The following is a 24,366-nucleotide window of genomic DNA, read 5'->3' as shown; positions in this document are numbered from 1 at the left end:
CAGACATCGCGTGGCGTTTTTTGATCAAATTACGTAACAATATACACTTAGAAAATGTGCAAGACTACCTAACAATACAAAAACATGAAAAATTTCATGGTGTCCCATATATTTAAACTCCAACCATTTTGGCTTCGCACCGTAAATAAACCCACCAATTGTATAAAAAATGCCTCCAAGTACTAAGAAAATAATACCTCCTGTACTTAGATTCTCAGCTAGCGGTGCAAAGAATAGAACAATTAACCAACCCATCAGAAGATAAATTGCTGTCGATAACCATCTTGGACAATTAAACCAAAACATTTTAAAAGCAATACCACAAATTGCCGTTGCATAAACTAAACAAAATAATAGTAAACCATTTGCCGAATTTAATGTAATTAAGCAAAAGGGTGCATATGTACCTGCAATTAATATGAAAATCATAGAATGATCTAGCTTCCTAAAGAAATAAATAACACGTTCACTGGCTACGACACTATGATACACAGCTGATGCCATATAAAGGACCATCATCCCGATACCGAATAAAATAACAGCTGTAATTGCAGCAACAGATGGCATCTTAACAGAAACTTTCACAAGCATAGCTAATAATGCAATAAATGATAATACAGCTCCTCCTAAGTGAGTAAATGCATTAACCGGTTCTCTTACATAAATATTCATATAAACACCCCTCATATAATTACATGTAGTTTTAATAACTACATGTAATTATATACATATTATCCGTGCGGGTCAACATTTACAATTCATTTGTTTCGTAATACCATATTTAAAGATATACTAAACATTAAGTTCCACTAAGTTATAAAAGTGAGGGGTTCTACGTGGAAAATATAAATAAATTACTTGAATCATTACATTTAGAAAAAAGTATTAAACTTGAGGATATCCCAAATGTCGACTTATATGTAGACCAAGTTGTCCAACTATTTGAGAATACTTATGCGGATACAACGAGAACTGATGATGAAAAAGTATTAACAAAAACAATGATTAACAATTACGCAAAAGGGAAATTATTCATCCCTATCAAAAATAAAAAGTATTCAAAAGAACATATGATTTTAATCAGCTTAATTTATCAATTAAAAGGAGCTCTTTCCATTAATGATATAAAAAGCTCCTTAGAAAATATAAATGCACCGTTAATAAACGATGATACATTCGAATTAAATACTCTATATAAAGATTACCTTTCTCTTACTGACACCAATGTGGAAAGCTTTAAGCAAGACGTGAATAACCGTGTTAAGGAAGTAAACGAGGTTTCTTCCTTAGAAGATCCAAAGCTAGAAAAGTTTTTATTACTAACATCCTTCGTGACTATGAGTAATATGTATAGACGTTTAGCAGAGAAACTAGTTGATGACCTCAAAGAAACTTAAACAAAAAAACTATCCACCTGTTAGAGGTGGATAGTTTTTTTGTTTACTTAATTGCTTCATGAACCTTTAATTGTTTCCCTTTAATCGTTGTGTTTTTCATAATTTTTAAAACAAGTGGTCCTTTTCCATTTAATATTTCAACGTAAGAAACATTGTCTTGTATTGTAATAATTCCTATATCTTCTGCTGTAACACCTTTAATTTTAGCAATTGTACCGACGAAATCTACCGCCCTAATTTTCTTTTTCTTCCCGCCATTAAAGTACAATTTCATAATTCCTTTGTTTAGGTCTGCATTTTTATCTTTCTTTATAATTGGTTTAGCATGTATCTTTTCCTCAAATACTGCTTTCCCTTTCATAACTTCTTCTTTTGAAGGTGCAAGTGCCTTTGGAATTTCAAAGCCAATGTACTCCTCAATCTCTTCTAAAAATCTATTTTCATACGGCGTCATGAATGTAATAGCTTTCCCGTTATTACCAGCTCGTCCAGTTCTTCCCGTACGATGTACATAACTTTCTTTTTCTAATGGAATATCATAGTTAATAACATGTGTAATATTATCAATATCAATTCCTCTAGCAGCTACGTCTGTCGCTACTAAATAACGGAACTTTCCTTTTCTAAAATCGTCCATAACTTCAAAACGATCTTCTTGTACCATACCACCATGTATTTTGTCACAAGGATAGTTAACCCGCTTTAACTGCTGAAATACGTGATCTACATTTTCTTGCGTACGGCAAAAAATAATACAACTATCTGGATTCTCAATCGTTGTTACATCTTTAAGAAGTGAAAGCTTCTCCTCTTCTCTCATCTCAAAAAGTATATGTTCAATTTTATCTGTTGTAATCCCGGTAGCCTTAATTTCAATATGCGTTGGCGAATCCATATACGTACGAGATAACTTTTCAACATCTTTTGGAAGTGTTGCTGAAAATAGCATTGTCATTCGTTTTTTAGGTAATTCGTCAATAATTGCCTCTACTTGATCGATAAAACCCATATTCAGCATTTCATCTGCTTCATCAATAACTAAATACTTCAAACACTCTAAAGAAAGGGTACCTTTTTCAATATGATCTAACACACGGCCAGGAGTCCCAACTACAATATGTGTTTTTTGCTTTAACTCTAATTTTTGACGTGCAAATGGAGATTTACCATAAACTGCAGCGGCCTTAATTCTTTTGAAACGACCTATATTCGTAATGTCTTCTTTTACTTGCACCGCAAGCTCTCTCGTCGGTGTTAAAACTAAAGCTTGTGGCTTATTCTCTTCCCACTCCACCATTTCACAAAGTGGTATGCCAAATGAAGCGGTTTTTCCACTTCCAGTCTGTGATTTCACGACAAGGTCTTTCCTTTGCAAGGCAACTGGAATAACCTCTCCTTGCACTTCCGTTGGATGTTCATATCCTAAACCAGTAAGTGCTCTTACAATTTCTTTACTTAATGCATAATCGGTAAACCTTCTTTTACTCATGTAATAACCTCATTTTATTCTGTATTTAATAATTATATTTTTTATTCCCCTACATTTAATTATACTAAGATGATATATCAAACTAATATTTTTAATTCGCCCAAATATCAACTTAATCTAAGTATAACTCTTTTTATATTGTTTTTTAAAACAACATAATAAAGGACAGTCTTAATAATAAGCCTGTCCACCTACATAACGGAAAATATTTTCTTTTCAGATTTTTTCTTTACGGAACTAGCCTTTTTACAACCGGTATTCTTTGCAATACTAAAGTTATTAACATACTAAGGACAAGTGTAATAATTACATTTATAGGTATTGCCAATATTGCATGTACATGTGCATTCACCTTTGGAATGACTATGTATAGATAATTATTTAATAAGAAAAAGTGAAGAATATAAATCCCAAGACTTGCTTGGTTTATGCCACGTAATAAAAATGGTAATTGTCTTTCTGAATTTTGGAAAGCATATTTGAAAAAGACAAATAACCCAATTGCCATAAGTACAACACCCGGAGCAAAATATTCATACCAATATTGATCCAGCTGTCCATTAGCTTTGACTGTATAATGATATGTAATAAAGAACGTACCAATAAATCCTGCAAGTCCTCCAATATAAGAAATATTTCTCCATTTTTTCACAATATCATAATTCGATAAGTAATAACCAAGTAGGAAATACCCTACATAATTTGTAACGTAAAATAGTTCGATATTAAAGTTGATAGGATAATAATAATTTACTAGCTTGACGATAACAGATGCATATAGCCATAAAATTAAAAAATATTCTATCTCTCTCTTCTTAGCATTTTTCACAAATACTTTCAGTAAAGGTGCGATTAAATATATTCCTACAATCATATATAAGAACCATAGATGTAACCCGATACTATTTGTTAAAAAGTACTTTACCCCTTGCTTTAAAGAAGCCGGAAAATATCCTACGCAAGCCCCATAGATATAAAATATAGCACTCCAACCTATCAAAGGTATAATCACTTTACTTGCACGTTTCTTTAAAAATTCCCCAATAGAAGTATCTTTTGTTCCCTTTAATAATAGGGCTCCACTAATCATTACAAAAATTGGTACACTAGCACGCGAAAGTGAGTCGTAAAAATTACCAGCCAGCCAACGCGATACGTTATTTGAATCTAATGTAGAAACATAACCAGCAGCAACGTGAATTGTAACGACCGCAATTGTCGCTACTACACGTAGCCAATCCATATATACTAAACGTCCCATAAAATCTCCCCTAAATCAATATATTTATCTACTATTTTCCATATATAATTCTACATTAAACTATTACATATTAAAATACATTACAACCATATAAACCCAATAAATATTAAATTAACTTTAATTTTTTAAATTAAACATTAAAACCTTTGACTTATTACTAAAAATACTGTAAATTATCATTTGGACGAACATTTTTAAAGAAACTAAATAAAATATTCGTATTTTAGGGGTGCAAATGATGGAAAATGTATTTGATTATGAAGACATTCAATTAATTCCTGCAAAATGTATTGTAAATAGCCGATCTGAGTGTGATACAACTGTCACTTTAGGAAAACATAAATTTAAATTACCTGTCGTACCTGCAAATATGCAAACGATTATTGATGAAAGAATCGCAACTTATTTAGCTGAAAATAATTACTTCTACATCATGCATCGTTTCCAACCAGAGAAACGCATCTCATTCATTAGAGATATGCAATCACGTGGATTAATTGCTTCAATCAGCGTTGGTGTTAAAGAAGACGAGTACGAATTCGTACAACAATTAGCTGCTGAGAAACTTTCACCTGAATACATTACAATCGATATCGCGCATGGTCACTCTAATGCTGTGATCAACATGATTCAACATATTAAAAAACATTTACCAGAAAGCTTCGTTATCGCTGGAAACGTTGGAACTCCAGAAGCGGTAAGAGAATTAGAAAACGCTGGTGCTGACGCAACAAAAGTTGGCATTGGACCTGGTAAAGTTTGTATTACTAAAATTAAAACAGGCTTTGGAACTGGCGGTTGGCAGCTAGCTGCACTTCGCTGGTGTGCAAAAGCTGCAAGTAAGCCAATTATCGCTGACGGTGGTATTCGTACACATGGCGACGTAGCTAAATCAATTCGATTTGGAGCAACTATGGTTATGGTCGGTTCTCTATTCGCAGGTCATGAAGAGTCTCCAGGGGAAACAATCGAAAAAGATGGCAAACTTTATAAAGAGTACTTCGGTTCAGCTTCTGAATTCCAAAAAGGTGAGAAGAAAAACGTCGAAGGTAAGAAAATGTTCGTTGAGCATAAAGGTTCTTTAGAAGACACTTTAATCGAAATGGAACAAGATCTTCAATCCTCTATCTCTTACGCTGGTGGAACAAAATTAGACTCAATTCGTACTGTAGATTATGTAGTCGTGAAAAACTCTATTTTCAACGGTGACAAAGTATATTAATTTATAAATTTAACTAGAAGGACAAGCATTTTTTATGCTTGTCCTTCTTTTTCATGTATAAAAATGTAAAATATTTTCATTTCACTGAATTTTCTAGTATCATGTTTTTAGATACTTATAATAAGGGGGATATAACAAATGAAAAATGTAATTGAGAAACGCCTTATTCGCGCGGAAGTCTCTACTGAATTGACATGGGACCTTTCTGATTTATACGAATCTGATAAAGAGTGGGAAACTGCATTACGTGTATTAACAGCCGATATAAAAAAACTTGATGCATTTAAAGGACAATTACACACTAGCCCCGCTACCTTATTAAATTGCCTGCTTTTAGAAGAAGAGCTTTTAATGAAGTTAACAAAAATCGGCGCATATGCAAATTTAAAAGAATCCGCTGATCGTACAGATTCAGTTATTCAAGCGAACTCTTCCAAAATTTCCGCTCTAGGAACGAATGTACATACCGCACTATCCTTTATTCATAACGAAATTCTCTCATTTGAGGAGGGAACAATTGAAAAATATTTAACTGAGGAAATAAAGCTTGAACCTTTCCGTAAATCATTACTAGAGATACTCAAAAAGAGGCAGCACACTCTCTCTCCTGAAACAGAAGAAGCTCTTGCTGCACTCGGCGAAGTTCATAGTTCACCCTACAAAATTTACGGCATGACTAAATTAGCCGATATGGATTTCCCTTCTATACAAGATGAACAGGGAAATGATTTGCCTGTATCGTTTGCATTATTCGAAAGCAAATATGAATTTTCTCCAAGCGCATATATACGTAAAAAAGCATATTCATCATTTGTTTCCACATTGAAACGATATAAAAATACAGTTGCAACAACATATGCTACTGAAGTAAAAAAACAAGTGGCGCTTTCTCGTTTGCGCAAGTACGAGTCCGTTACCCATATGCTTTTAGAACCTCAAAAGGTTCCACTTGAAATGTATAACAACCAACTAGATATTATTTATAACGAATTAGCGCCTCATATGCGCCGTTTTGCAGATTTAAAAAAGAATGTATTAGGGCTTGATCAAATGCTTTTCTGTGACTTACATGCACCGTTAGATCCTGAATTTAATCCAACAATCACTTACGAAGAAGCTGGCAAACTCATTCAAGATTCTTTAAAAGTATTAGGAAATGAATATAGTTCCATTATCGAAAAGGGCTTCAAAGAAAGATGGGTAGACCTTGCAGATAACGTAGGAAAATCAACAGGCGCCTTCTGCTCTAGCCCATACGGTTCTCACCCTTATATTTTAATTACATGGCAGGGTACGATGCGCGGGTGTTTCACATTAGCTCATGAATTTGGACATGCTGGTCATTTTTATTTAGCAAATAAAAATCAGCGTATTATGAATGTGCGTCCATCTATGTACTTCGTTGAAGCTCCATCAACGATGAATGAATTACTATTAGCCCAGCATTTACTTGCGACTACTGAAGATAAGAGAATGCGCAGATGGGTTATTCTGCAACTACTCGGCACATATTACCACAACTTCGTTACCCATCTACTTGAGGGAGAATATCAAAGAAGAGTATACGCTCTAGCAGAAGAAGGGCAAGCACTCACAGCTACAACTTTAACTGAAATAAAAACGAAGGTCCTTTCGACATTCTGGGGAGATTCCGTAGAAGTTGATGAAGGCGCCGGTTTAACATGGATGCGTCAACCTCACTATTATATGGGCTTATATTCTTACACATATTCTGCGGGACTAACTGCTTCTACCGCTGTAGCTCAAATGATTAAAGAAGAGGGACAACCTGCTGTTGATCGCTGGCTTGATGTACTCCGTGCAGGCGGTACAATGAAACCACTTGAATTAATGAAACACGCTGGAGTAGACATGTCAAAACCAGATGCAATCCGTAAAGCTGTTTCTTACGTAGGTTCCTTAATTGATGAATTAGAACGTTCTTATCAAGAATAAAAATAAGCCCTCGCTTTATGAGGGCTTATTCTATATTTACTTTCCAAATCTTTTGCGGTATCCGCACTTTCTACATAGTTCTTCTACTGCAACCCTTTTTGAAAATCCATCTACAATATTGTTCGCTCTTTCGCCTTCAATAATATTAGAGAATGAATCATTATTAATATTTCCAAGATTAATAATTCCCTCACCATCTAGACAACAAGGAATAACAGTTCCGTTCGCTAAGATTCCAGCCTGATTTCGAAGACCATGACAGAATCCTTTTCCATCATCTTCTTCTTCATGCAATGCCGGCCACTGGAATTCATAGTCTTGATTAATAAAGACACGTTCCGCAATTTTTATACCTTTTCCCGGTGTAAGCTTCTCTTCAATTTGATAAGATAGATCAAACTCATTTTCAATTATAGATAATAAATCCCTATTTTTTTGGATTTCAGCATTTGTTTTATTATCCTGAGTTAAATTCCATAATCTTAGTGAAACGATTAAGTCCGATTGACTTGTTGCCTCTCTAATGAAAGAAAGTATACTCCTTACATAGCCCTCTTTATCTTGCGAACCTGGGTGTCCATCAAAACTGTGCAGTGAAAAATTCATTTGTCTTAACGCAGGCTTATTTAACAGTCTATGCCTTCTCTTATTAATTAACGTTCCGTTCGTTGTAATATTAACTTTAAACCCTTTTTCATGGCTTAAATCTAATAGTTGATCTATTTTCGGATGGAGCAACGGCTCACCCTTCACGTGCAAATAAATGTAGTCTGTGTGAGGTTTAATTTGGTCTAATCTTTTAGCAAAATCCTCTACAGAAATGAATTGCTTCTGCCTTTCCGTCGGCGGACAAAAGCTGCACGCAAGATTACATACACTCGTAATCTCCAAGTAAAACTTCTTAAACTTCTTCACCTTTAATTCCTCACTTCTATGACTACTTATACTTTTCCCTCTTCATATTACAGCATATTTTTTTAGAAATAGAAACATACTTATTTTAGGAAATCTACATACCATCTATTAATGTTTAAAAGACCATCGGTGATTTTTGTCCAATGGTCTTTTTTACTCTTTATATACAAATGAAAAATTTATTTATGATACGGTTCACCACGATTAATCCGAAACGCTCTATACACCTGCTCAAGCAATACTAATCGCATTAATTGATGTGGTAATGTCATCTTCGAAAAAGAAAGAGATTCGTTTGAACGCTTCATTACTTCAGAACTAAGCCCCAGTGATCCGCCAATTACAAATGTGATCTTGCTCTTTCCATATGTAGCAAGGCGATCTATACTTACCGCAAATTCTTCTGATGATTTTTGTTTTCCTTCTATAGCTAACGCAATGACATGCGTATCATCAGAAATTTTATCCAGTATACGAATACCTTCTTTTTCTTTTACAATTAACATTTCTGCTGCACTTAAATTTTCTGGTGCCTTTTCATCTGGCAATTCAATTACTTCTACTTTTGCGTAAGAAGATAATCGTTTTAAGTATTCTGCTATACCTTGTTTTAAGTATTTTTCTTTTAATTTTCCGATTGAAATAATCGAGATATTCACATTTATTCCCCACCTTACAAACACGTTATCCACAGGACTTATCCACATATCCACAAATGTTACCCACATATTGTGTGAGAATCTGTGTTCGATACAACATATGTCGCCTCATTTTGACAAAATTCACATGTTTTTTTCTCTTCTTTAGAGTTATCCACATTGTTAATAACCGGTGCGACTTCACACTCATCCACAATGATATCTAATGCTAATTCAACATGTTCTAAACAACAAGGTAAATTCATATTCTTCACCTCACTTTTCTACAATAGAAAACAGGAGGTAGGCCCTCCTGTTTTTAATACTTTTGAATGCCTAATTTCACCGTTGTTGTCGCTCGTTTTGTACCACGATAAAACGTAAGAGTCATTTTATCATTAATTTTTTTATTATATAAGGCCGTGCGGAACCCAATAATATCTTGCACCGCTTTTCCATCTACCGCCACAATAACATCATGTTCTCTAAGACCCGCATCCGTACCTGGCGAAGGACTTTTCACATCTAAAATGCAGACTCCTTCTGTTACGTTACCTGGTAAGTGTAACGTTTTTGACCAATAGTAACTCGGAATCTCATTTAATGATCTTAGTTCAATCCCAACATAAGGTCTTTTTACTTTACCGTACTTTTCTAGTTCATTCATAATAGGAACAGCTCTCGTAACTGGAATAGCTAGTCCAATTCCTTCTACTTCTTTTGCTGCAATTTTCATTGAGTTAATACCTATTAATTGTCCCGCTACATTTACAAGCGCTCCACCACTATTACCTGGATTAATTGCCGCATCTGTTTGCAATACTTCTACTTGCCAATCGTAATGTCCATCTTGGTTTAAATCTACAGGAACAATACGCTCATTAGCCGAAATAATACCTTGTGTGACAGTTCCGGAAAATTGTAATCCAAGTGGATTTCCAATCGCAATAACTGGTTCTCCTCTACGAACGGTATTAGAGTCACCAATTTCAATCACTTTCTTCACATACTTCGCATCTATTTCTAGTACCGCTAAGTCCGTGACTACATCAGTTCCTAATACTTTACCTGGAATTTTCTTGCCGTCACTTAAGCTCACTTCAATACGATTCGCCCCAGCAACAACGTGGTTATTCGTTACAATATACGCATGTCCATCTGTTTTCTTATAAATCACACCAGAGCCTGTACCAGCTTCCGAATCAGCCTCTGAAAAATCATCTCGTTGAATGTTAATAACACCAACAACAGCCTCTGAAGCACGATCAACAGCGTCTACAAAGCTAATCTGTTTAACAGGACCATTTCCACTTTGAGCTTCAGCCATATTTTTTTCACTTGCTTCAGCTTGTGGAAGCTTAACTGCATGATTTGAAAATAAAGGAGCTCCAAATGCAAATAATGAAGCCCCTACAATTGTTCCCGCTATGCTAGAAATGACAATACCTTTATGTTTCTTTTTCCCTGCGCGTTTAATACGATATTTTTCTTCATCAATAAAGGACATATTTGTTCACCTATCTTCCTGAAAACAACTATATTCACCTTTATTGTTTACTAAAATGAAGAATTATACGTATTGAATTTTCGTAGGCATTTTTTGATCTGTATCATGTATTTCAAAGGATTCTCCAACCCCAAAACCTTTTTCTTCTAATACTTGTGATACAGACATACGCGCTAATTCTTTCATGTTATTATCTAAGCTTAAATGCGCTAAATAAATGTGTTTTGTCTCGTCTGTAATAACATCAGCCATCGCTAATGCAGCGTCCTCATTACAAACGTGACCAACGTCGCTTAAAATACGTCGCTTAATGCTCCATGGATAGCGTCCCATACGAAGCATTTCCACATCATGATTGCTTTCAAACACGAAAGCATTTGCTCCCTTAATAACACCTTTCATACGGTCACTTACGTAGCCCGTATCTGTAATAAGAGCTAACTTTCTATAATTGTTATGAAAAGCGTAAAACATCGGTTCCGCCGCATCATGAGAAACACCAAATGATTCAACTTCAATATCTCCAAATGTTTTCACGTCTCCTACTGAGAAAATGAATTTTTGATCAGTTGGGATATTACCTATTAAATGTTCCATTGCATTCCATGTTTTCTCGTTCGCATAAACAGGTAAATCATATTTACGCGCCAATACACCTAATCCTTTAATGTGATCACTATGCTCATGTGTTACAAGAATACCTGATATGTCATTTATATTCAGTTCAGCTTGTTTAAATAAAGCCTCTGTCGCTTTACCACTTAAACCTGCATCGACAAGCAGTTTTTTTTCATCTGTTCCTACATATAGCATATTCCCTGTACTTCCACTTGCAAGTACACTAAAATGCATGCTCATTCTTTCTCACTCCATTATGTTCTTCCGGCACTTGAGTTTCCCCTAATTCCATAACTTGTCCTTCAATTGCATTCACAAAAAAATCCTTTTTTTGTTCTGTCTTTAAGTTCCATGTTGGAGCAAGCACTTGTATATTAGAAGAAGACTCCGCAAGAGTCGCATATCCAATCTGCGCCTCTTTCACGTGCGTATTTTCTGCAATTTTATTTTTCAAATATATATTTTCTAAAGCTGTTTGAGCAGTAATAATTTCTTGTTCTTTCGTCTTTTCGCTTTCGCCCATTTCCTTCAAATCCGTTAACATTGTTTGTGTATATGAAATAAGCTCATTTTTTTCATTTAAATCTACAACAATCATCGCACGATTATTGTAGAAGATTGGTTTATCTTTATACTTTTGAAAGAAGTAAATTTTTGAGTCCTTTATTGCTCCAAACTCATATTTTTGTCCATCCAGCACATAATTTTTCAAAAACTCATTATACTTATCTTTTGACAATGATTTTGTATTTAAAAAAGGCTCTTTTAATTTACCCTCTATTTGATATTCGTCTTGCACATGCGCTGTCTGATTTTTTAAAGCTTCCACATCTTCTTCTTTGAAACCCTTATTTTTCGCCATTATAAATGACTCTTTTTTCGGTTCTTTAGGAAAATTTCCCATAGTAATTTTTTCAGCTTTTAATTGTTGATCAATTTTCGTTTCCGTCACAAGTTCTAATTGATTACTATCTTGCTTTTGAATGAACTGAAAGATAAGAAAGAGGTCTAAAACAAAAAAGGTCACAATAAATATGGTCTTAATTCGATCCCAATCCATTTAGTCCCCCCTCACTCCACTCATATATTTGTTGCTTACCATCTTCTTCACATTTTACATACCATATCGGCTGTAAGACAGCGATTCTCACATCACTGATGGACGGTTCCAATGACATTTTATAACCAATACCAACATCCTGAATTGATTTTTTATCAATTTCTGGATTATTCTCTAGTGATGTCATCACTGTACGACCTGATGCTAGAGAAGTTGTTTGTTGTTTACTAGGCAAAGTAATACTGAACTCAAAAAAGGGTCTTTCATACTGCATAATTTCACCTGAACCCCATACTTGTTTTAATTCCGCTATTCCATTTGCATTAAATACAGGCAAACCATCCTCATATAAACGGAATGAAGTTTTCCTCCCATTAATATAATCAAAACGATAGGACTTCAAGGATCCACTATGCCCACTTACAAAGTCAAAACTTTTTTGTAAAATTACCGCATTATCCGTAGATTTATCACCATGTACAGCGGAATTTTTATATTTCAACATTGCATCCGACTTATCAATTTCCATAGAACGGATGCCATCTGTAAATGTTTCCTTTGTTTTCTCAGAAATAGGACTTAAATAACGTGGATCACTAAATAAAGCATTTTTAAATGGATCCACTTCTAGTTTAGCTGTAATATACTCTGCCTTACTTAATTCCGTAATTCCCTCTGGTAAAAAAAGTTTTTTTGTATCATTTATTTGATACTCAAAATATGGTCTTGCTACTGTTATAAGTTGATTTTGAGCATTTATAATATCCTTTATATAAGCACCACTTAATGTTGCTTGATATATTTTATGAGGAGTATCATAGGAAACAAAGCTAACTTTAATTTCTTGATCCTTACTTCTAGAAGGATCAATTATAATACGATTAAAACTTCTGTTACTTTCTATGTTTTTATCTTTAATATTAAACATATTTTTAATCGTATCTAACGGGATATTTGTAGGAAAAACAAATTCAATTTTTTCTTCTCCGTGTACATAAGATAGAAAATCACCTTTAGGGACTGTCCCCGTTATTTCTTCGAAATTATGTAATTCTCCGTTTTCAAGAATTTTATAGATCGAATCCACATTTTCCTTCTTTTCGCTTACATAATGATTTTTCTCTTTATGAATAACGACAGAGGATGGGCGAACAACCTCCGAAATCTTTATCGTATTTATCTCTTCGTTACCTTGAACGAACTTTGTATTTTGCATAGAAGTAGAATCAGGAACATATGTCCACAAGTTAAAAGTAAGAAATAGACTAATGACAACCAAATTAATTAGAACTATCGTTTTAAAGTTTTCCATACTCATTCCCAATCGTCCTCTTCATCTGTCGCCATTGGCAATGTGAAATAAATAGTTGTCCCTTTTCCTTCCTCACTTTTCGCCCAAACCGAGCCGCCATGTGCCTCAATCATTTCTTTCGCAATGGCTAACCCAAGACCTGTACCACCCATTTGTCTCGAACGAGCTTTATCTACACGATAAAAACGTTCAAATATTTTATCTACATTTTCTTTCGGAATTCCCATTCCTTGATCACTCACACTAATCTCTAATAACTCCCCGCGGTCACGTAGACGATATGTTACTGTACCACCTTCTGGCGAATATTTTAGTGCATTGGAAATAATGTTATATAAAACTTGTGTAATTTTGTCTGTATCCATATCAATAAATCGAGATTTTTTAGAGAAAGATCGTTTGAAGCTTACATTTTGCTCTTTAGACATTTCAAAACGATCGATAACGTTATTAAAGAAATCAGTAAAGTCGACCCATTCCTTCATTAAGCGATGTTCTGTACTATCTAGTTTAGATAGTTGTAACAATGCATTTACAAGCCTGATCATTCTTTCCGTTTCTTCTTGTGTAACTGTTAAAAATTGCGGTGCAATATTGGGATCTTGCCATGCTCCATCAGTAAGTGCTTCTAAGTAACTGCGCATCGTTGTTAACGGCGTTCTTAACTCATGAGATACGTTCGCAACAAACTCACGGCGCTCTTGTTCTATCCGCTCCTGCTCTGTTACATCATATAATACAGCAATTAAACCATTTGCCTTCCCTGTTTCTTTTTGAATAACAGAGAAACTAGCACGTAAAATATATGGTTCATTTCTCGTACTAAAATCTAATAAAACTGAATCAGGCTCTTCATATAAATGATCCAGTGTAAATTCTTCTTGTATTCCTAGCACTTCTAACACTGATTGATCTAGCGCCGTTTCACGCGAAACATTTAACATCTTTTCCGCAGGATCATTTAATAAAATGATATCCCCTTTTCGATCAGTAGCAATTACTCCATCTGTCATATGTGATAAAACGGATGATAATTTTCGTCTTTCACTTTCTGTGGAGGAACGAGCTTGTTGTAATTTTTTAGATAAATTGTTAAAAGATAATGCTAATTGTCCAATCTCATCGTGACTATGCACCTTTACTTTTCGCGAATAATTTCCTTTCGCCATTTCAATTGCTTGTCTTCGCATATCTGAAATTGGTCTCGTAATTGTTTGAGCCAATAAAATTCCAAGTACAGCTGTTACTAATAAAGCAATTACTGTCCCCGTTGCGAAAATTTGGTTGATGTCCTTCATTTGTTTATACACATCTTCCATAGATGCAACGATATGAATGACACCAAGTACCTCTCCGCCAGGCTCTTTTAGAATAGGGGTAATCATAACTTGAACTCGATGACCTGTATTTCCATCTTTCTCAATCTTTGACTCTGGTTTCTTTTGTACCATTACCCGTTGTACAGCTGTATCTGCTGACGTTCTTCCTACCTTATTTTGCTTAGACCCGTCTGAAATTGCCATTAATTTTTTAGTAGCATCAATTACACTTACTTCTTGAATATCTTTCTTACGATCTGATGCGAATTTTTGAATCGAGTCATTAATAGCTTTATCTACTGATTCTGTTTTAGGACGTTCTTTTACAAACTCTTGCTTCAGGTTATAAGAAAGTAGATTTGTTTGCTGCGTTAAGGAATCTTGAAAGCCTTTTACAAGGCTTTTTTCTAATTCCCTGACGAAATATACACCAATTACTTGCATTGCTATTAATATTAAAAGCATATATATGAGCACAAATTTTAAATGAATAGATTGAAAAAAACCAACTTTCTTCATATACTATTCCTGTTCTGGGTCACGCAAGTAATACCCTACTCCACGTCTAGTTACAATTAAAGTAGGATGACTTGGATTATCTTCAATTTTTTCGCGTAAACGACGTACTGTTACGTCTACTGTACGTACATCTCCAAAATAATCATAACCCCAAACTGTTTGTAATAAATGTTCACGAGTCATAACTTGACCTAAATGCTTCGCTAAATAATGTAGTAATTCAAATTCACGATGTGTAAGCTCAATGCTTTCTTCACGCTTTGTTACACTATAAGCGTTCGAATTGATAACGATTGGTCCAATAACCATTTCGGTATTTTCTTCTTTCTCTGCAGCACCACCCTGCTGATGGCGACGTAAATTCGCTTTCACACGAGCAAGTAGCTCCCTCGTACTAAATGGCTTCGTTACATAATCATCTGCCCCAAGCTCAAGCCCTAATACTTTATCAATTTCAGAGTCTTTTGCTGTAAGCATAATAATTGGCATTTCTGAGCTTTTACGTATTTCACGACATACCTCTAAACCGTCTTTTCCCGGTAACATAATATCTAATAAAACCATATCTGGCTGTTCTTCATTTGCTTTTTCAATCGCCTCATCACCATCATGCGCCATTACAATTTCAAAACCTTCTTTTTCTAGGTTGAACTTCAAAATATCCGCAATTGGCTTTTCATCATCAACTACTAAAATTTTCTTTCCCATCATCGTCTATTTCCTCCTTATAAAAATATGATCAATAATCCTCAAACATATTGGTGTTTCTATAGTATGTTCCTATATGACAACAATCTTAGTCTAAGTATTTCTCCTCTATTCTCATAGACTCATGTATCATCCACTTTTACACAGAATCCTATACGATCTATAGAAAAACCTCTAGCTTCAACTGCTAGAGGCTCCTCATTCTATTGTAAAATAACTACCCACATTTGTAAAACTGGACAAAATAAAAAGGATATTAAGTGGGCCCACTTAATATCCTGAGAGTGGCTCGGGACGGAATCGAACCGCCGACACGAGGATTTTCAGTCCTCTGCTCTACCGACTGAGCTACCGAGCCAAAACTATATATAAAACCACTAATGGTGGTATAAACAAAAGTGGCGGTCCCGACCGGGGTCGAACCGGCGATCTCCTGCGTGACAGGCAGGCATGTTAACCACTACACCACGGGACCAAAAATGAACATAAAAAAAACATGACCCGTACGGGATTCGAACCCGTGTTACCGCCGTGAAAGGGCGGTGTCTTAACCACTTGACCAACGGGCCACGAAAAATAAAATGGTGAGCCATGAAGGATTCGAACCTTCGACCCTCTGATTAAAAGTCAGATGCTCTACCAACTGAGCTAATGGCTCATACTCACCAACGTCATATTTTCGTGACGACAAGACATATCATAACATGCTATCTTTCATTTTTGCAATACCTTTTTTTATTTTTTTATAAAAAATAAGAAAAAACTCATAAAAATATGAGTTTTTTCTTAAAAAAATCAATTTTTTATATCAATTAAGCTTCGTATACGTTACGAACGATATTTGTTTGATTACGATCTGGTCCAACCGAGAACATAGATAATTGGATTCCTGTTAATTCAGAAACACGCTCTACGTATTTTCTTGCATTTTCAGGAAGCTCATCCAATGATTTCACAGCAGTAACATCTTCTGTCCAACCTGGAAGCTCTTCATATACAGGCTCACATTTCGCTAAAATGTTTAAGTTAGCTGGAACTTCATCGATAACTTCGCCATTGTATTTGTAAGCAACACAAATTTTAACAGTTGGAATACCTGTTAATACATCGATAGAGTTTAATGATAAATCTGTTAAACCACTAACACGACGTGCATGTCTTACAACAACGCTATCGAACCAACCTACACGGCGTGGACGACCCGTTGTTGTTCCGTATTCACGACCAACTTCACGAATTTGGTGACCGATTTCATCATTAAGTTCAGTAGGGAATGGACCATCACCAACACGGCTTGTATATGCTTTACATACACCTACAACGCGAGTAACTTTCGCAGGACCGACTCCAGTTCCAACTGTTACACCACCAGCAATTGGGTTAGAAGATGTAACGAACGGGTACGTACCGTGGTCGATATCAAGCATAACACCTTGTGCACCTTCAAATAATACACGATTATTGTTATCTAGTGCATCATTTAATACGACAGATGTATCGCATACGTAATGTGCGATTTGTTGTCCGTATTCGAAGTACTCTTCAAAGATTTCTTCTACGCTGAAACCTTCTGTATCGTACATTTTTTCAAACAAACGATTTTTCTCCACTAAATTACGCTCAAGCTTCTCTTTAAATGCTTCACGGTCTAAAAGATCAGCCATACGGATACCAATACGAGCAGCTTTATCCATATATGCAGGACCGATACCTTTTTTCGTTGTACCAATCTTGTTATCACCTTTACTCGCTTCTTCTAATTCATCTTGTTTTAAGTGATAAGGTAAAATAACGTGCGCACGGTTACTTACACGTAAATTATCAGTACTTACACCACGATCGTGTAAGTATTTCAACTCTTCAAGTAATGCTTTCGGATCTACTACTAAGCCATTTCCGATTACACAAATTTTCTCTTTATAGAAAATACCAGATGGAATTAAGTGTAATTTATATTTAACTCCGCCGAAAACAATTGTATGTCCCGCGTTATTTCCACCTTGATATCTTGCAACTACTTCCGCATGCTCAGAAAGAAAATCAGTGATTTTACCTTTTCCTTCGTCGCCCCATTGTGTTCCTACAACTACTACTGAAGACATTATTAAAGCACCTCCGCAATTTTCAAACGATCTATTCAAACAATATAATTGTACCAAAACAGAAAGAGAAGTCAACCAAAAAACGAACATTTTTTTACCGAAAAACGTTTTCGTTCGTAAGAATTACATATTCACCTTATGAAAGCCCTATCTTTTATATAAAAAAAAAGAAACACATCTTATTATAAGAAATGTGTTTCTTTTTTATACTGCCTTTATGCATGCGGTGCATGTCCATCCTCAAAGCGGCGTTCTAAGTTGACGAATTTATTAAATTCCTTAACAAACGCAAGCTCTACTGAACCTACCGGACCATTACGTTGTTTTGCAATGATAATTTCAATTGTATTTTTATTTTCTGTTTCACGGTCATAGTAATCTTCACGATATAGGAAGGCTACAATGTCAGCATCCTGCTCGATACTTCCTGATTCACGAATGTCAGACATCATCGGACGTTTATCTTGACGGGATTCTACACCACGAGATAACTGCGACAAGGCGATGACAGGTACTTGTAATTCACGTGCAATCCCTTTTAATGTACGAGAAATCTCAGATACTTCCTGCTGACGGTTTTCTCCTGATTTCCCACTTCCTTGAATAAGCTGTAAATAGTCAATCAAAACCATCCCAAGACCTTGCTCTTGCTTTAATCTACGACATTTTGCTCGAATCTCATTTACTTTAATCCCTGGTGTATCATCAATATATATACCAGCATTAGAAAGGCTACCCATCGCCATTGTTAATTTCGCCCAATCATCAGAAGTTAATGAACCGGTACGAAGTCTTTGTGCATCAATATTTCCTTCTGCACAAAGCATACGCATAACAAGCTGATCAGAGCCCATCTCTAAACTAAAAATCGCTACATTTTCATCAGTTTTCGTCGCTACGTTTTGTGCGATATTTAGTGAAAATGCAGTTTTTCCTACCGATGGACGCGCCGCCACGATGATTAAATCATTTCGCTGAAAACCTGCGGTCATCTTATCTAATTCAGTAAATCCAGTTGGTATCCCGGTAACTTCACCCTTTTGATTATGCAAAAGTTCAATTTTATCATAAGCATCTACAAGAACATCTTTAATGTTTTGGAATGCTTTTGCATTTGTTTGGTGAGATACTTCTAATATTTTTTTCTCAGCCTCGTTTAAAAGGCCATCCACATCATCTTCTCGCTCGTATCCATCCGATACAATATGAGTCGCCGTTCGAATTAAACGACGTAAAAGTGCCTTTTCAGCGATGATGCGTGCATAATATTCTACATTAGCAGCTGTTGGAACAACTTCTGCTAACTCTGCTAGATAAGAAACCCCACCAACTTCTTCTAGTAATCCTTGATCAGCCATCGCTGATGTCATTATTACTAAGTCGATTGGTTCTCCCTTATCAGACAACCCAAGCATGACTTCAAAAATCTTTTGATGTTTCGTTCGATAAAATGAGTCAGGTACCAATAGTTCCGATGCTGACGTTAACGCATCCTGATCAATTAATATGGCACCTAAGACTGCCTGCTCAGCTTCTATATTATGCGGAGGGGTACGATCAGCCATTACATCACTCATGCGCAATCCTCCTTGCTTAATTTATTTTTATTGTTCACTAACATGAACTTTTACTGTTGCTGTTACTTGCGGATGCAATTTCACATTGACGTTTGTATAACCTAATGCACGGATTGCATCATCCATTTCAAATTTACGTTTATCAAGTTTAATCTTGTGTGACTTTTGCATTACATCTACAATTTGTTTACTCGTGATAGAACCAAATAAGCGGCCACCTTCTCCAGATTTCGCCTTTACTTCTACAGTTAATTTCTCTAATGTTTCTTTCAGCTCTTTTGCATTCTCAACTTCTGCTGCTGCATCTTTTTCCTCTTTGCGCTTTTGAGCATCTAAAGTTTTCATACTGCTGTTTGTCGCTTCGGCAGCTAACCCCTGTTTTAGTAAGAAATTATTTGCATAACCGTCTGGTACGTTTTTTATTTCTCCTTTTTTACCTTTACCTTTTACGTCTTTTAGAAAAATTACTTTCATGATTGTGTGCCTCCCTGTAAATAGTCATCAATAACAAATCGAAGCTTCTCCTCCGCTTCATCTACTGTAACATTTTTCATTTGTGTGGCTGCATTTGTTAAGTGCCCGCCACCTCCTAAATTCTCCATAATTAGCTGTACATTCAATTCACCTAAAGATCTACCACTAATTCCAATGAAATTTTCTCCGCGTTTTGCAATAACAAACGATGCAATGATACCTGTCATTGTCAATAATGTGTCTGCTGATTGTGCAATAAGTACTTGGTCATAATATTCATCACCATCAACTTTAGCAATCGCAATTCCATTTTTATAAATGTACGCATTTTTAATGGCTTTTGCAACTCGTAAATACTGACCCATATCTTCTTTTAAAAGTTCTTGTACAAGTACAGTGTCTGCGCCATGCGAGCGTAAATAAGAAGCGGCATCAAATGTACGAGCGCCTGTACGGAATGTAAAACTTTTCGTATCAACAATAATACCAGCTAACAATGCCGTTGCTTCTAACATTGTCATCTTTAAATTTTTCGGTTGATACTCAAGTAATTCTGTAACAAGCTCTGCCGTTGAAGAAGCGTATGGCTCCATATAAACAAGTAATGGATCTTCAATGAAATCTTCCCCGCGGCGATGATGGTCAATAACTACTACATTTTCAATCTTGTGTAACAGTTTTTCCTCCATCACCATTGAAGGTTTATGTGTGTCAACAACAACAAGTAATGAATCATCATTTGCAAATTCCATCGCTTGCCCTGGTGTAATAAAATGTGACCATAACTCTTCATTTTGTTTCACTTTATCCATCAAACGTTTGATTCCTTTATCAGAATCATTTTCATCTAATACAATATATCCTTTGCGCTCATTTAATTGAGCTACCTTTAAAATACCAATCGCTGCACCAATCGCATCCATATCAGGAGCTCTATGCCCCATTATAATGACATTACTGCTTTCTAATACTAAATCCTTTAATGCATGCGAAATAACCCTAGCACGTACACGAGTACGCTTTTCAACCGGATTCGTCTTACCACCGTAAAACTTAACTTTACCCGTTGCTTGTTTAATAGCTACTTGGTCTCCTCCTCGTCCTAATGCAAGGTCTAAACCAGATTGAGCCATCGCTCCAAGCTCTGATAAAGGTAAATCACCTGAGCCAACACCAACACTTAATGTAAGTGGTATATTCCTTTTTGATGTTTCTTCACGCACTTGATCCAAAATACTAAATTTCCCTTTCTCCATTTGCGCTAAAATACTTTCATTTAGTACAACGAAGAATCTTTCTGAAGATGCACGTTTCAAATATGCACCATACTTAACGGCCCATTCATTTAGACGTGACGTCACAAGACTTGTTATATTCGTACGTAATTGGTCATCTAATCCTTGTGTAACTTCATCATAGTTATCTAAATAAATAACAGCTAAAACAGTGCGTTGATCTTCATACATCTTTTCAATTTCTGTTTGTTCCGTTACATCAAAGAAATAAATTAGCTTTTCTTCTTTCCTTACAAAAACACGAAACTTTCGATTATTTAAAGAAACTATATCGTCAGAAGTTTCCCCCTTAATAAAAAGGAGTAATGTTTCTGATACATCGTAAAGGTGCCAACCAGCTAATGCATGCTGCCCCAAACATGATGATAAATAAGGATTCGCCCAATCAATTCCATAATCCTTATTGTATAACAAAATACCAATTGGCATTTGGTTAAATGCTTCATTACTCACTTTCTTTACCCTTGTAATCATATCTGTCGTATGTTTTTCAAAATTCCTTTGAAAAGTAAGTTCGAATCGTATAACGAAAAAAAGTACAATACAAAAGATAAAAAAGGCTGATATCCCCATAATTAAATGAAAGTAACAGAGGAGTGAAATTAGCACGAATACAAAAAATGCCAATACGTAAACAGGATATAAAAACCACTGTTTCTTATAAAATTCAGGCATGTATACAACTCCTATAAAGTAAAACTAACTCACTTTCCAGTTAGTTAAACAAATTAAAATAGTGTAAGGAATATTATTTTATTCCCCTATTTTAGAACGCAATGAAATCCCTAAATCAATTATACCTAAGATTGTTACAAGAGGAAACATCATCGGAATAAACATGCAGACAATAAAACTAATAATAGGAACACCTTTCGTAAAACCTTTGCTATGCGCTATAAAAGCGATAAATGTCAGACCTTGCAGTACTAGTAGTAAAGCAAATATGACATATAAATTAGAAAATACCATATGTAAATATGATGTCGGTTCTACTTTTATAAAAGTTGATAGCAAAATAAATATAACGTAATACCAAACAATACTCTTTGGTAATTGTATATCTTTAAATTTAGGCCAAGGTATAACGTCATGCTTTAGTTTTCTCAAAACACTACCTGATATCATAACTGTAATCCAAGAAAAACATACAGAAACCATCACAAGCAAACTTGGGAATAACGTTTGTAACACATCATTAAATTGTGCAAATAATTCTTTTTGCTCTTTACTAATAGGCATACCCGCAGCAGTAACTATCTTTTCACTTTGCGCCATACTTTCATTAAACATATTTTGCATTTGCTTCATTAAATCTATGTTAAAAAACTTTATACTCGCAACATAAATGAGCATAATACCAATTAAGTACGCAAGCGTCCCCGCCATTAAAGTTTCTACCGGCTTTTTTCGTTTTTTATACATATATCCTAAAACGATACCTATCAATCCAAACATAGTTGTCTTTACTAGGTTCATCGGCTGACTGACAATAACAGTAATAAAAAGCGCCGCAGTAAAAACTATAAAGGCGTTAGATAATCTATATCTTATCGTTAGCAATATAAATGGCAATGGCAACGCAAATGTTACAACTGTACCTAAAATTGGAACATACATAGATATAAGCAATAACATTGCATATATCGCTAACAGTGCTGCACCCTCAGTAATAAATTTCGTATTCTTCATCATCTAACCTCTCTTTCAAAAAAAGAAAAGCATAGCAAAATGCACAGTAGAGTCCGACTCTACTGTGCATTTCATACGCTATTATTCACCAACATATGGTAAAAGTGCCATTTGACGAGCACGTTTAATTGCAACTGTAAGTTTGCGTTGGTATTTCGCGCTTGTTCCTGTTACACGACGAGGTAAAATTTTACCGCGCTCAGAAACGAAACGTTTTAATAAATCAACATCTTTATAGTCAATGCGAGTGATGCCGTTAGATGTGAAGAAACACACCTTACGACGCTTCGCACGTCCACCTTTGCGTCCTGCCATGTCTATTCCCTCCATTCTTTGTTAAAAATAGCCGATTCACACCATTAAAATGGTAAATCGTCGTCCGAAATGTCAATCGGTTGACCAACATTCGAAAATGGATCGTCATTCTTCGTAAATCCAGAGTTACCTTGATTACCTTGGTTACCTGAATTACTAGATTGACCAAATGGGTTAGAGCTTTGGTTACCGAAACCAGCTCCTGATGGTTGCTGATTGAATGAACCACGTTGCTCCCCACCGCCATTACGCGGCTCTAAAAATTGTACGCTCTCCGCAAGAACTTCTGTTACATATACACGTTTACCATCTTGTCCATCGTAATTACGAGTTTGAAGACGTCCGTCTACGCCTGCTAAGCTACCTTTTTTCAAATAATTTGCCACGTTTTCTGCTTGTTTACGCCATATTACACAATTAATAAAGTCAGCTTCACGCTCACCTTGTTGATTCGCAAATGCGCGATTCACAGCTAACGTAAAAGTAGCTACTGCAACACCATTGGGCGTGTAACGTAAGTCAGGGTCCTTAGTTAAACGACCAACGAGGATAACACGATTCATCAATCGAACCACTCTCCCTTATATATCAATTATTTTTCTTCTTCTTTAACAACGATATGACGAAGGATATCTTCGTTGATCTTAGCTAAACGGTCGAATTCGTTAATCGCCTCTGAGTTAGAGTTCACGTTTAAGATCATGTAGAAACCTTCACGTAAGTCGTTGATTTCGTAAGCTAAACGACGCTTACCCCACTCTTTTGTGTTAATGATTTCTGCACCATTGTTTGTTAAAACACCTGCGAAACGTTCAACTAAAGCTTTTTGAGCTTCTTCTTCAACGCCAGGACGAATGATGTACATAATTTCGTACTTTCTCATTACACTTTCACCTCCTTTTGGTCTAAACGGCCCATAATGGGCAAGGAGCAATTAATTTATAGTAATTACTCACGAGTTTAGATTATATCATAGTAAGTTATATGAATCAA

23 protein-coding genes and 4 tRNA genes are annotated in these 24,366 nt (G+C 35.5%); 3 read left to right on the top strand and 24 right to left on the bottom strand.

Annotated elements, in window-relative coordinates; translation table 11 throughout:
- Positions 1 to 24 precede the first annotated feature (24 nt).
- The gene (gene trhA, locus BG05_RS04615) at positions 25 to 672 is read right to left on the bottom strand and encodes a PAQR family membrane homeostasis protein TrhA (RefSeq protein WP_002184447.1); all 648 of its coding nucleotides are present in this window, start codon (positions 670 to 672) and stop codon (positions 25 to 27) included.
- Between the two features lie 164 nt (positions 673 to 836).
- On the opposite strand from trhA, the gene BG05_RS04610 reads away from it, so the two are divergent.
- Complete coding sequence (locus BG05_RS04610; RefSeq protein WP_002035007.1) at positions 837 to 1,397, top strand: DUF1836 domain-containing protein; 561 nt, start codon at positions 837 to 839, stop codon at positions 1,395 to 1,397.
- Between the two features lie 43 nt (positions 1,398 to 1,440).
- Here the strand turns inward: BG05_RS04610 and BG05_RS04605 are convergent, their stop codons facing one another.
- The gene (locus tag BG05_RS04605) at positions 1,441 to 2,886 is read right to left on the bottom strand and encodes a DEAD/DEAH box helicase (protein WP_041867979.1); all 1,446 of its coding nucleotides are present in this window, start codon (positions 2,884 to 2,886) and stop codon (positions 1,441 to 1,443) included.
- Positions 2,887 to 3,115: 229 nt separating this feature from the next.
- The gene (locus BG05_RS04600; RefSeq protein WP_002184445.1) at positions 3,116 to 4,147 is read right to left on the bottom strand and encodes an acyltransferase; all 1,032 of its coding nucleotides are present in this window, start codon (positions 4,145 to 4,147) and stop codon (positions 3,116 to 3,118) included.
- Between the two features lie 238 nt (positions 4,148 to 4,385).
- Between BG05_RS04600 and guaC the strand changes: the two genes are divergently transcribed.
- Both guaC and pepF read left to right on the top strand, forming a co-directional pair.
- Complete coding sequence (gene guaC / locus BG05_RS04595) at positions 4,386 to 5,369, top strand: GMP reductase (RefSeq protein WP_033708487.1); 984 nt, start codon at positions 4,386 to 4,388, stop codon at positions 5,367 to 5,369.
- Positions 5,370 to 5,507: 138 nt separating this feature from the next.
- Complete coding sequence (gene pepF / locus BG05_RS04590; RefSeq protein WP_003192698.1) at positions 5,508 to 7,325, top strand: oligoendopeptidase F; 1,818 nt, start codon at positions 5,508 to 5,510, stop codon at positions 7,323 to 7,325.
- A 36-nt stretch (positions 7,326 to 7,361) separates the two neighbouring features.
- Here the strand turns inward: pepF and BG05_RS04585 are convergent, their stop codons facing one another.
- From BG05_RS04585 to rpsF, 21 genes are all read right to left on the bottom strand, one after another.
- The gene (locus BG05_RS04585; RefSeq protein ID WP_002016446.1) at positions 7,362 to 8,240 is read right to left on the bottom strand and encodes a radical SAM/SPASM domain-containing protein; all 879 of its coding nucleotides are present in this window, start codon (positions 8,238 to 8,240) and stop codon (positions 7,362 to 7,364) included.
- Between the two features lie 179 nt (positions 8,241 to 8,419).
- Complete coding sequence (gene rlmH / locus BG05_RS04580) at positions 8,420 to 8,899, bottom strand: 23S rRNA (pseudouridine(1915)-N(3))-methyltransferase RlmH (RefSeq protein ID WP_002130178.1); 480 nt, start codon at positions 8,897 to 8,899, stop codon at positions 8,420 to 8,422.
- Positions 8,900 to 8,958: 59 nt separating this feature from the next.
- Positions 8,959 to 9,144 carry a CxxH/CxxC protein gene (locus BG05_RS04575; protein ID WP_002035001.1) on the bottom strand — a complete coding sequence of 62 codons (186 nt, stop codon included), beginning with the start codon at positions 9,142 to 9,144 and terminating at the stop codon, positions 8,959 to 8,961.
- A gap of 53 nt (positions 9,145 to 9,197) precedes the next feature.
- Positions 9,198 to 10,385, bottom strand: a complete 1,188-nt coding sequence (locus tag BG05_RS04570; RefSeq protein ID WP_003192703.1) for a S1C family serine protease — start codon at positions 10,383 to 10,385, stop codon at positions 9,198 to 9,200.
- Between the two features lie 63 nt (positions 10,386 to 10,448).
- A complete protein-coding gene (locus tag BG05_RS04565; protein ID WP_033734371.1) occupies positions 10,449 to 11,243 on the bottom strand; it encodes an MBL fold metallo-hydrolase in 795 nt (264 codons plus the stop codon).
- Positions 11,227 to 12,063 carry a two-component system regulatory protein YycI gene (locus BG05_RS04560; RefSeq protein WP_016127600.1) on the bottom strand — a complete coding sequence of 279 codons (837 nt, stop codon included), beginning with the start codon at positions 12,061 to 12,063 and terminating at the stop codon, positions 11,227 to 11,229. The genes BG05_RS04565 and BG05_RS04560 overlap by 17 nt, the downstream gene beginning before the upstream one ends.
- Positions 12,044 to 13,381, bottom strand: a complete 1,338-nt coding sequence (locus BG05_RS04555; RefSeq protein WP_002143957.1) for a YycH family regulatory protein — start codon at positions 13,379 to 13,381, stop codon at positions 12,044 to 12,046. The genes BG05_RS04560 and BG05_RS04555 overlap by 20 nt, the downstream gene beginning before the upstream one ends.
- A complete protein-coding gene (gene walK, locus BG05_RS04550; RefSeq protein ID WP_002130184.1) occupies positions 13,378 to 15,213 on the bottom strand; it encodes a cell wall metabolism sensor histidine kinase WalK in 1,836 nt (611 codons plus the stop codon). The genes BG05_RS04555 and walK overlap by 4 nt, the downstream gene beginning before the upstream one ends.
- Before the next feature lie 3 nt (positions 15,214 to 15,216).
- Positions 15,217 to 15,924 (bottom strand): cell wall metabolism DNA-binding response regulator WalR, encoded by a 708-nt coding sequence (walR, locus tag BG05_RS04545; RefSeq protein ID WP_000971867.1) that lies wholly within the window; start codon positions 15,922 to 15,924, stop codon positions 15,217 to 15,219.
- 282 nt (positions 15,925 to 16,206) lie between these two features.
- Positions 16,207 to 16,279 (bottom strand) — tRNA-Phe (locus tag BG05_RS04540).
- A 41-nt stretch (positions 16,280 to 16,320) separates the two neighbouring features.
- Positions 16,321 to 16,396 (bottom strand) — tRNA-Asp (locus tag BG05_RS04535).
- Positions 16,397 to 16,418: 22 nt separating this feature from the next.
- Positions 16,419 to 16,490, bottom strand: a tRNA-Glu gene (locus BG05_RS04530).
- A gap of 13 nt (positions 16,491 to 16,503) precedes the next feature.
- Positions 16,504 to 16,579: transfer RNA gene (locus BG05_RS04525), tRNA-Lys, on the bottom strand.
- 154 nt (positions 16,580 to 16,733) lie between these two features.
- A complete protein-coding gene (locus BG05_RS04520) occupies positions 16,734 to 18,023 on the bottom strand; it encodes an adenylosuccinate synthase (RefSeq protein ID WP_003192712.1) in 1,290 nt (429 codons plus the stop codon).
- Between the two features lie 215 nt (positions 18,024 to 18,238).
- Positions 18,239 to 19,600, bottom strand: coding sequence for a replicative DNA helicase (dnaB, locus tag BG05_RS04515; RefSeq protein ID WP_002016457.1), 1,362 nt, complete (start codon positions 19,598 to 19,600; stop codon positions 18,239 to 18,241).
- 27 nt (positions 19,601 to 19,627) lie between these two features.
- Positions 19,628 to 20,074, bottom strand: a complete 447-nt coding sequence (rplI, locus tag BG05_RS04510) for a 50S ribosomal protein L9 (RefSeq protein ID WP_002130186.1) — start codon at positions 20,072 to 20,074, stop codon at positions 19,628 to 19,630.
- A complete protein-coding gene (locus BG05_RS04505; RefSeq protein ID WP_002016460.1) occupies positions 20,071 to 22,044 on the bottom strand; it encodes a DHH family phosphoesterase in 1,974 nt (657 codons plus the stop codon). The genes rplI and BG05_RS04505 overlap by 4 nt, the downstream gene beginning before the upstream one ends.
- Before the next feature lie 78 nt (positions 22,045 to 22,122).
- Positions 22,123 to 23,058, bottom strand: coding sequence for a YybS family protein (locus BG05_RS04500; protein WP_002130187.1), 936 nt, complete (start codon positions 23,056 to 23,058; stop codon positions 22,123 to 22,125).
- Positions 23,059 to 23,139: 81 nt separating this feature from the next.
- The gene (gene rpsR / locus BG05_RS04495) at positions 23,140 to 23,373 is read right to left on the bottom strand and encodes a 30S ribosomal protein S18 (protein ID WP_000918874.1); all 234 of its coding nucleotides are present in this window, start codon (positions 23,371 to 23,373) and stop codon (positions 23,140 to 23,142) included.
- A gap of 44 nt (positions 23,374 to 23,417) precedes the next feature.
- Positions 23,418 to 23,939 (bottom strand): single-stranded DNA-binding protein, encoded by a 522-nt coding sequence (gene ssb, locus BG05_RS04490; protein ID WP_000981963.1) that lies wholly within the window; start codon positions 23,937 to 23,939, stop codon positions 23,418 to 23,420.
- A gap of 26 nt (positions 23,940 to 23,965) precedes the next feature.
- Entirely contained in the window at positions 23,966 to 24,256 is a 291-nt protein-coding gene (gene rpsF, locus BG05_RS04485) for a 30S ribosomal protein S6 (protein WP_001233782.1), read from the bottom strand.
- Positions 24,257 to 24,366: the final 110 nt, after the last annotated feature.

This window comes from Bacillus mycoides, from assembly GCF_000832605.1.
Classification (GTDB): domain Bacteria; phylum Bacillota; class Bacilli; order Bacillales; family Bacillaceae_G; genus Bacillus_A; species Bacillus_A mycoides.
Note: the sequence above shows the minus strand (reverse complement) of the source record. Positions and strands in the feature narration are given on the sequence as shown.

Excerpts from the sequence above, each read along its gene's own strand:
- BG05_RS04555 (WP_002143957.1), bottom strand. The coding sequence starts at position 13,381 with ATGAGTATGGAAAACTTTAAAACGATAGTTCTAATTAATTTGGTTGTC.
- guaC (WP_033708487.1), top strand. The coding sequence starts at position 4,386 with ATGGAAAATGTATTTGATTATGAAGACATTCAATTAATTCCTGCAAAA.
- BG05_RS04505 (WP_002016460.1), bottom strand. The coding sequence starts at position 22,044 with ATGCCTGAATTTTATAAGAAACAGTGGTTTTTATATCCTGTTTACGTA.
- walR (WP_000971867.1), bottom strand. The coding sequence starts at position 15,924 with ATGATGGGAAAGAAAATTTTAGTAGTTGATGATGAAAAGCCAATTGCG.
- rplI (WP_002130186.1), bottom strand. The coding sequence starts at position 20,074 with ATGAAAGTAATTTTTCTAAAAGACGTAAAAGGTAAAGGTAAAAAAGGA.
- BG05_RS04605 (WP_041867979.1), bottom strand. The coding sequence starts at position 2,886 with ATGAGTAAAAGAAGGTTTACCGATTATGCATTAAGTAAAGAAATTGTA.
- BG05_RS04565 (WP_033734371.1), bottom strand. The coding sequence starts at position 11,243 with ATGAGCATGCATTTTAGTGTACTTGCAAGTGGAAGTACAGGGAATATG.
- pepF (WP_003192698.1), top strand. The coding sequence starts at position 5,508 with ATGAAAAATGTAATTGAGAAACGCCTTATTCGCGCGGAAGTCTCTACT.
- walK (WP_002130184.1), bottom strand. The coding sequence starts at position 15,213 with ATGAAGAAAGTTGGTTTTTTTCAATCTATTCATTTAAAATTTGTGCTC.
- trhA (WP_002184447.1), bottom strand. The coding sequence starts at position 672 with ATGAATATTTATGTAAGAGAACCGGTTAATGCATTTACTCACTTAGGA.
- rpsR (WP_000918874.1), bottom strand. The coding sequence starts at position 23,373 with ATGGCAGGACGCAAAGGTGGACGTGCGAAGCGTCGTAAGGTGTGTTTC.
- BG05_RS04575 (WP_002035001.1), bottom strand. The coding sequence starts at position 9,144 with ATGAATTTACCTTGTTGTTTAGAACATGTTGAATTAGCATTAGATATC.
- BG05_RS04520 (WP_003192712.1), bottom strand. The coding sequence starts at position 18,023 with ATGTCTTCAGTAGTAGTTGTAGGAACACAATGGGGCGACGAAGGAAAA.
- BG05_RS04600 (WP_002184445.1), bottom strand. The coding sequence starts at position 4,147 with ATGGGACGTTTAGTATATATGGATTGGCTACGTGTAGTAGCGACAATT.
- BG05_RS04570 (WP_003192703.1), bottom strand. The coding sequence starts at position 10,385 with ATGTCCTTTATTGATGAAGAAAAATATCGTATTAAACGCGCAGGGAAA.
- BG05_RS04500 (WP_002130187.1), bottom strand. The coding sequence starts at position 23,058 with ATGAAGAATACGAAATTTATTACTGAGGGTGCAGCACTGTTAGCGATA.
- BG05_RS04560 (WP_016127600.1), bottom strand. The coding sequence starts at position 12,063 with ATGGATTGGGATCGAATTAAGACCATATTTATTGTGACCTTTTTTGTT.
- rpsF (WP_001233782.1), bottom strand. The coding sequence starts at position 24,256 with ATGAGAAAGTACGAAATTATGTACATCATTCGTCCTGGCGTTGAAGAA.
- dnaB (WP_002016457.1), bottom strand. The coding sequence starts at position 19,600 with ATGAGTGATGTAATGGCTGATCGTACCCCTCCGCATAATATAGAAGCT.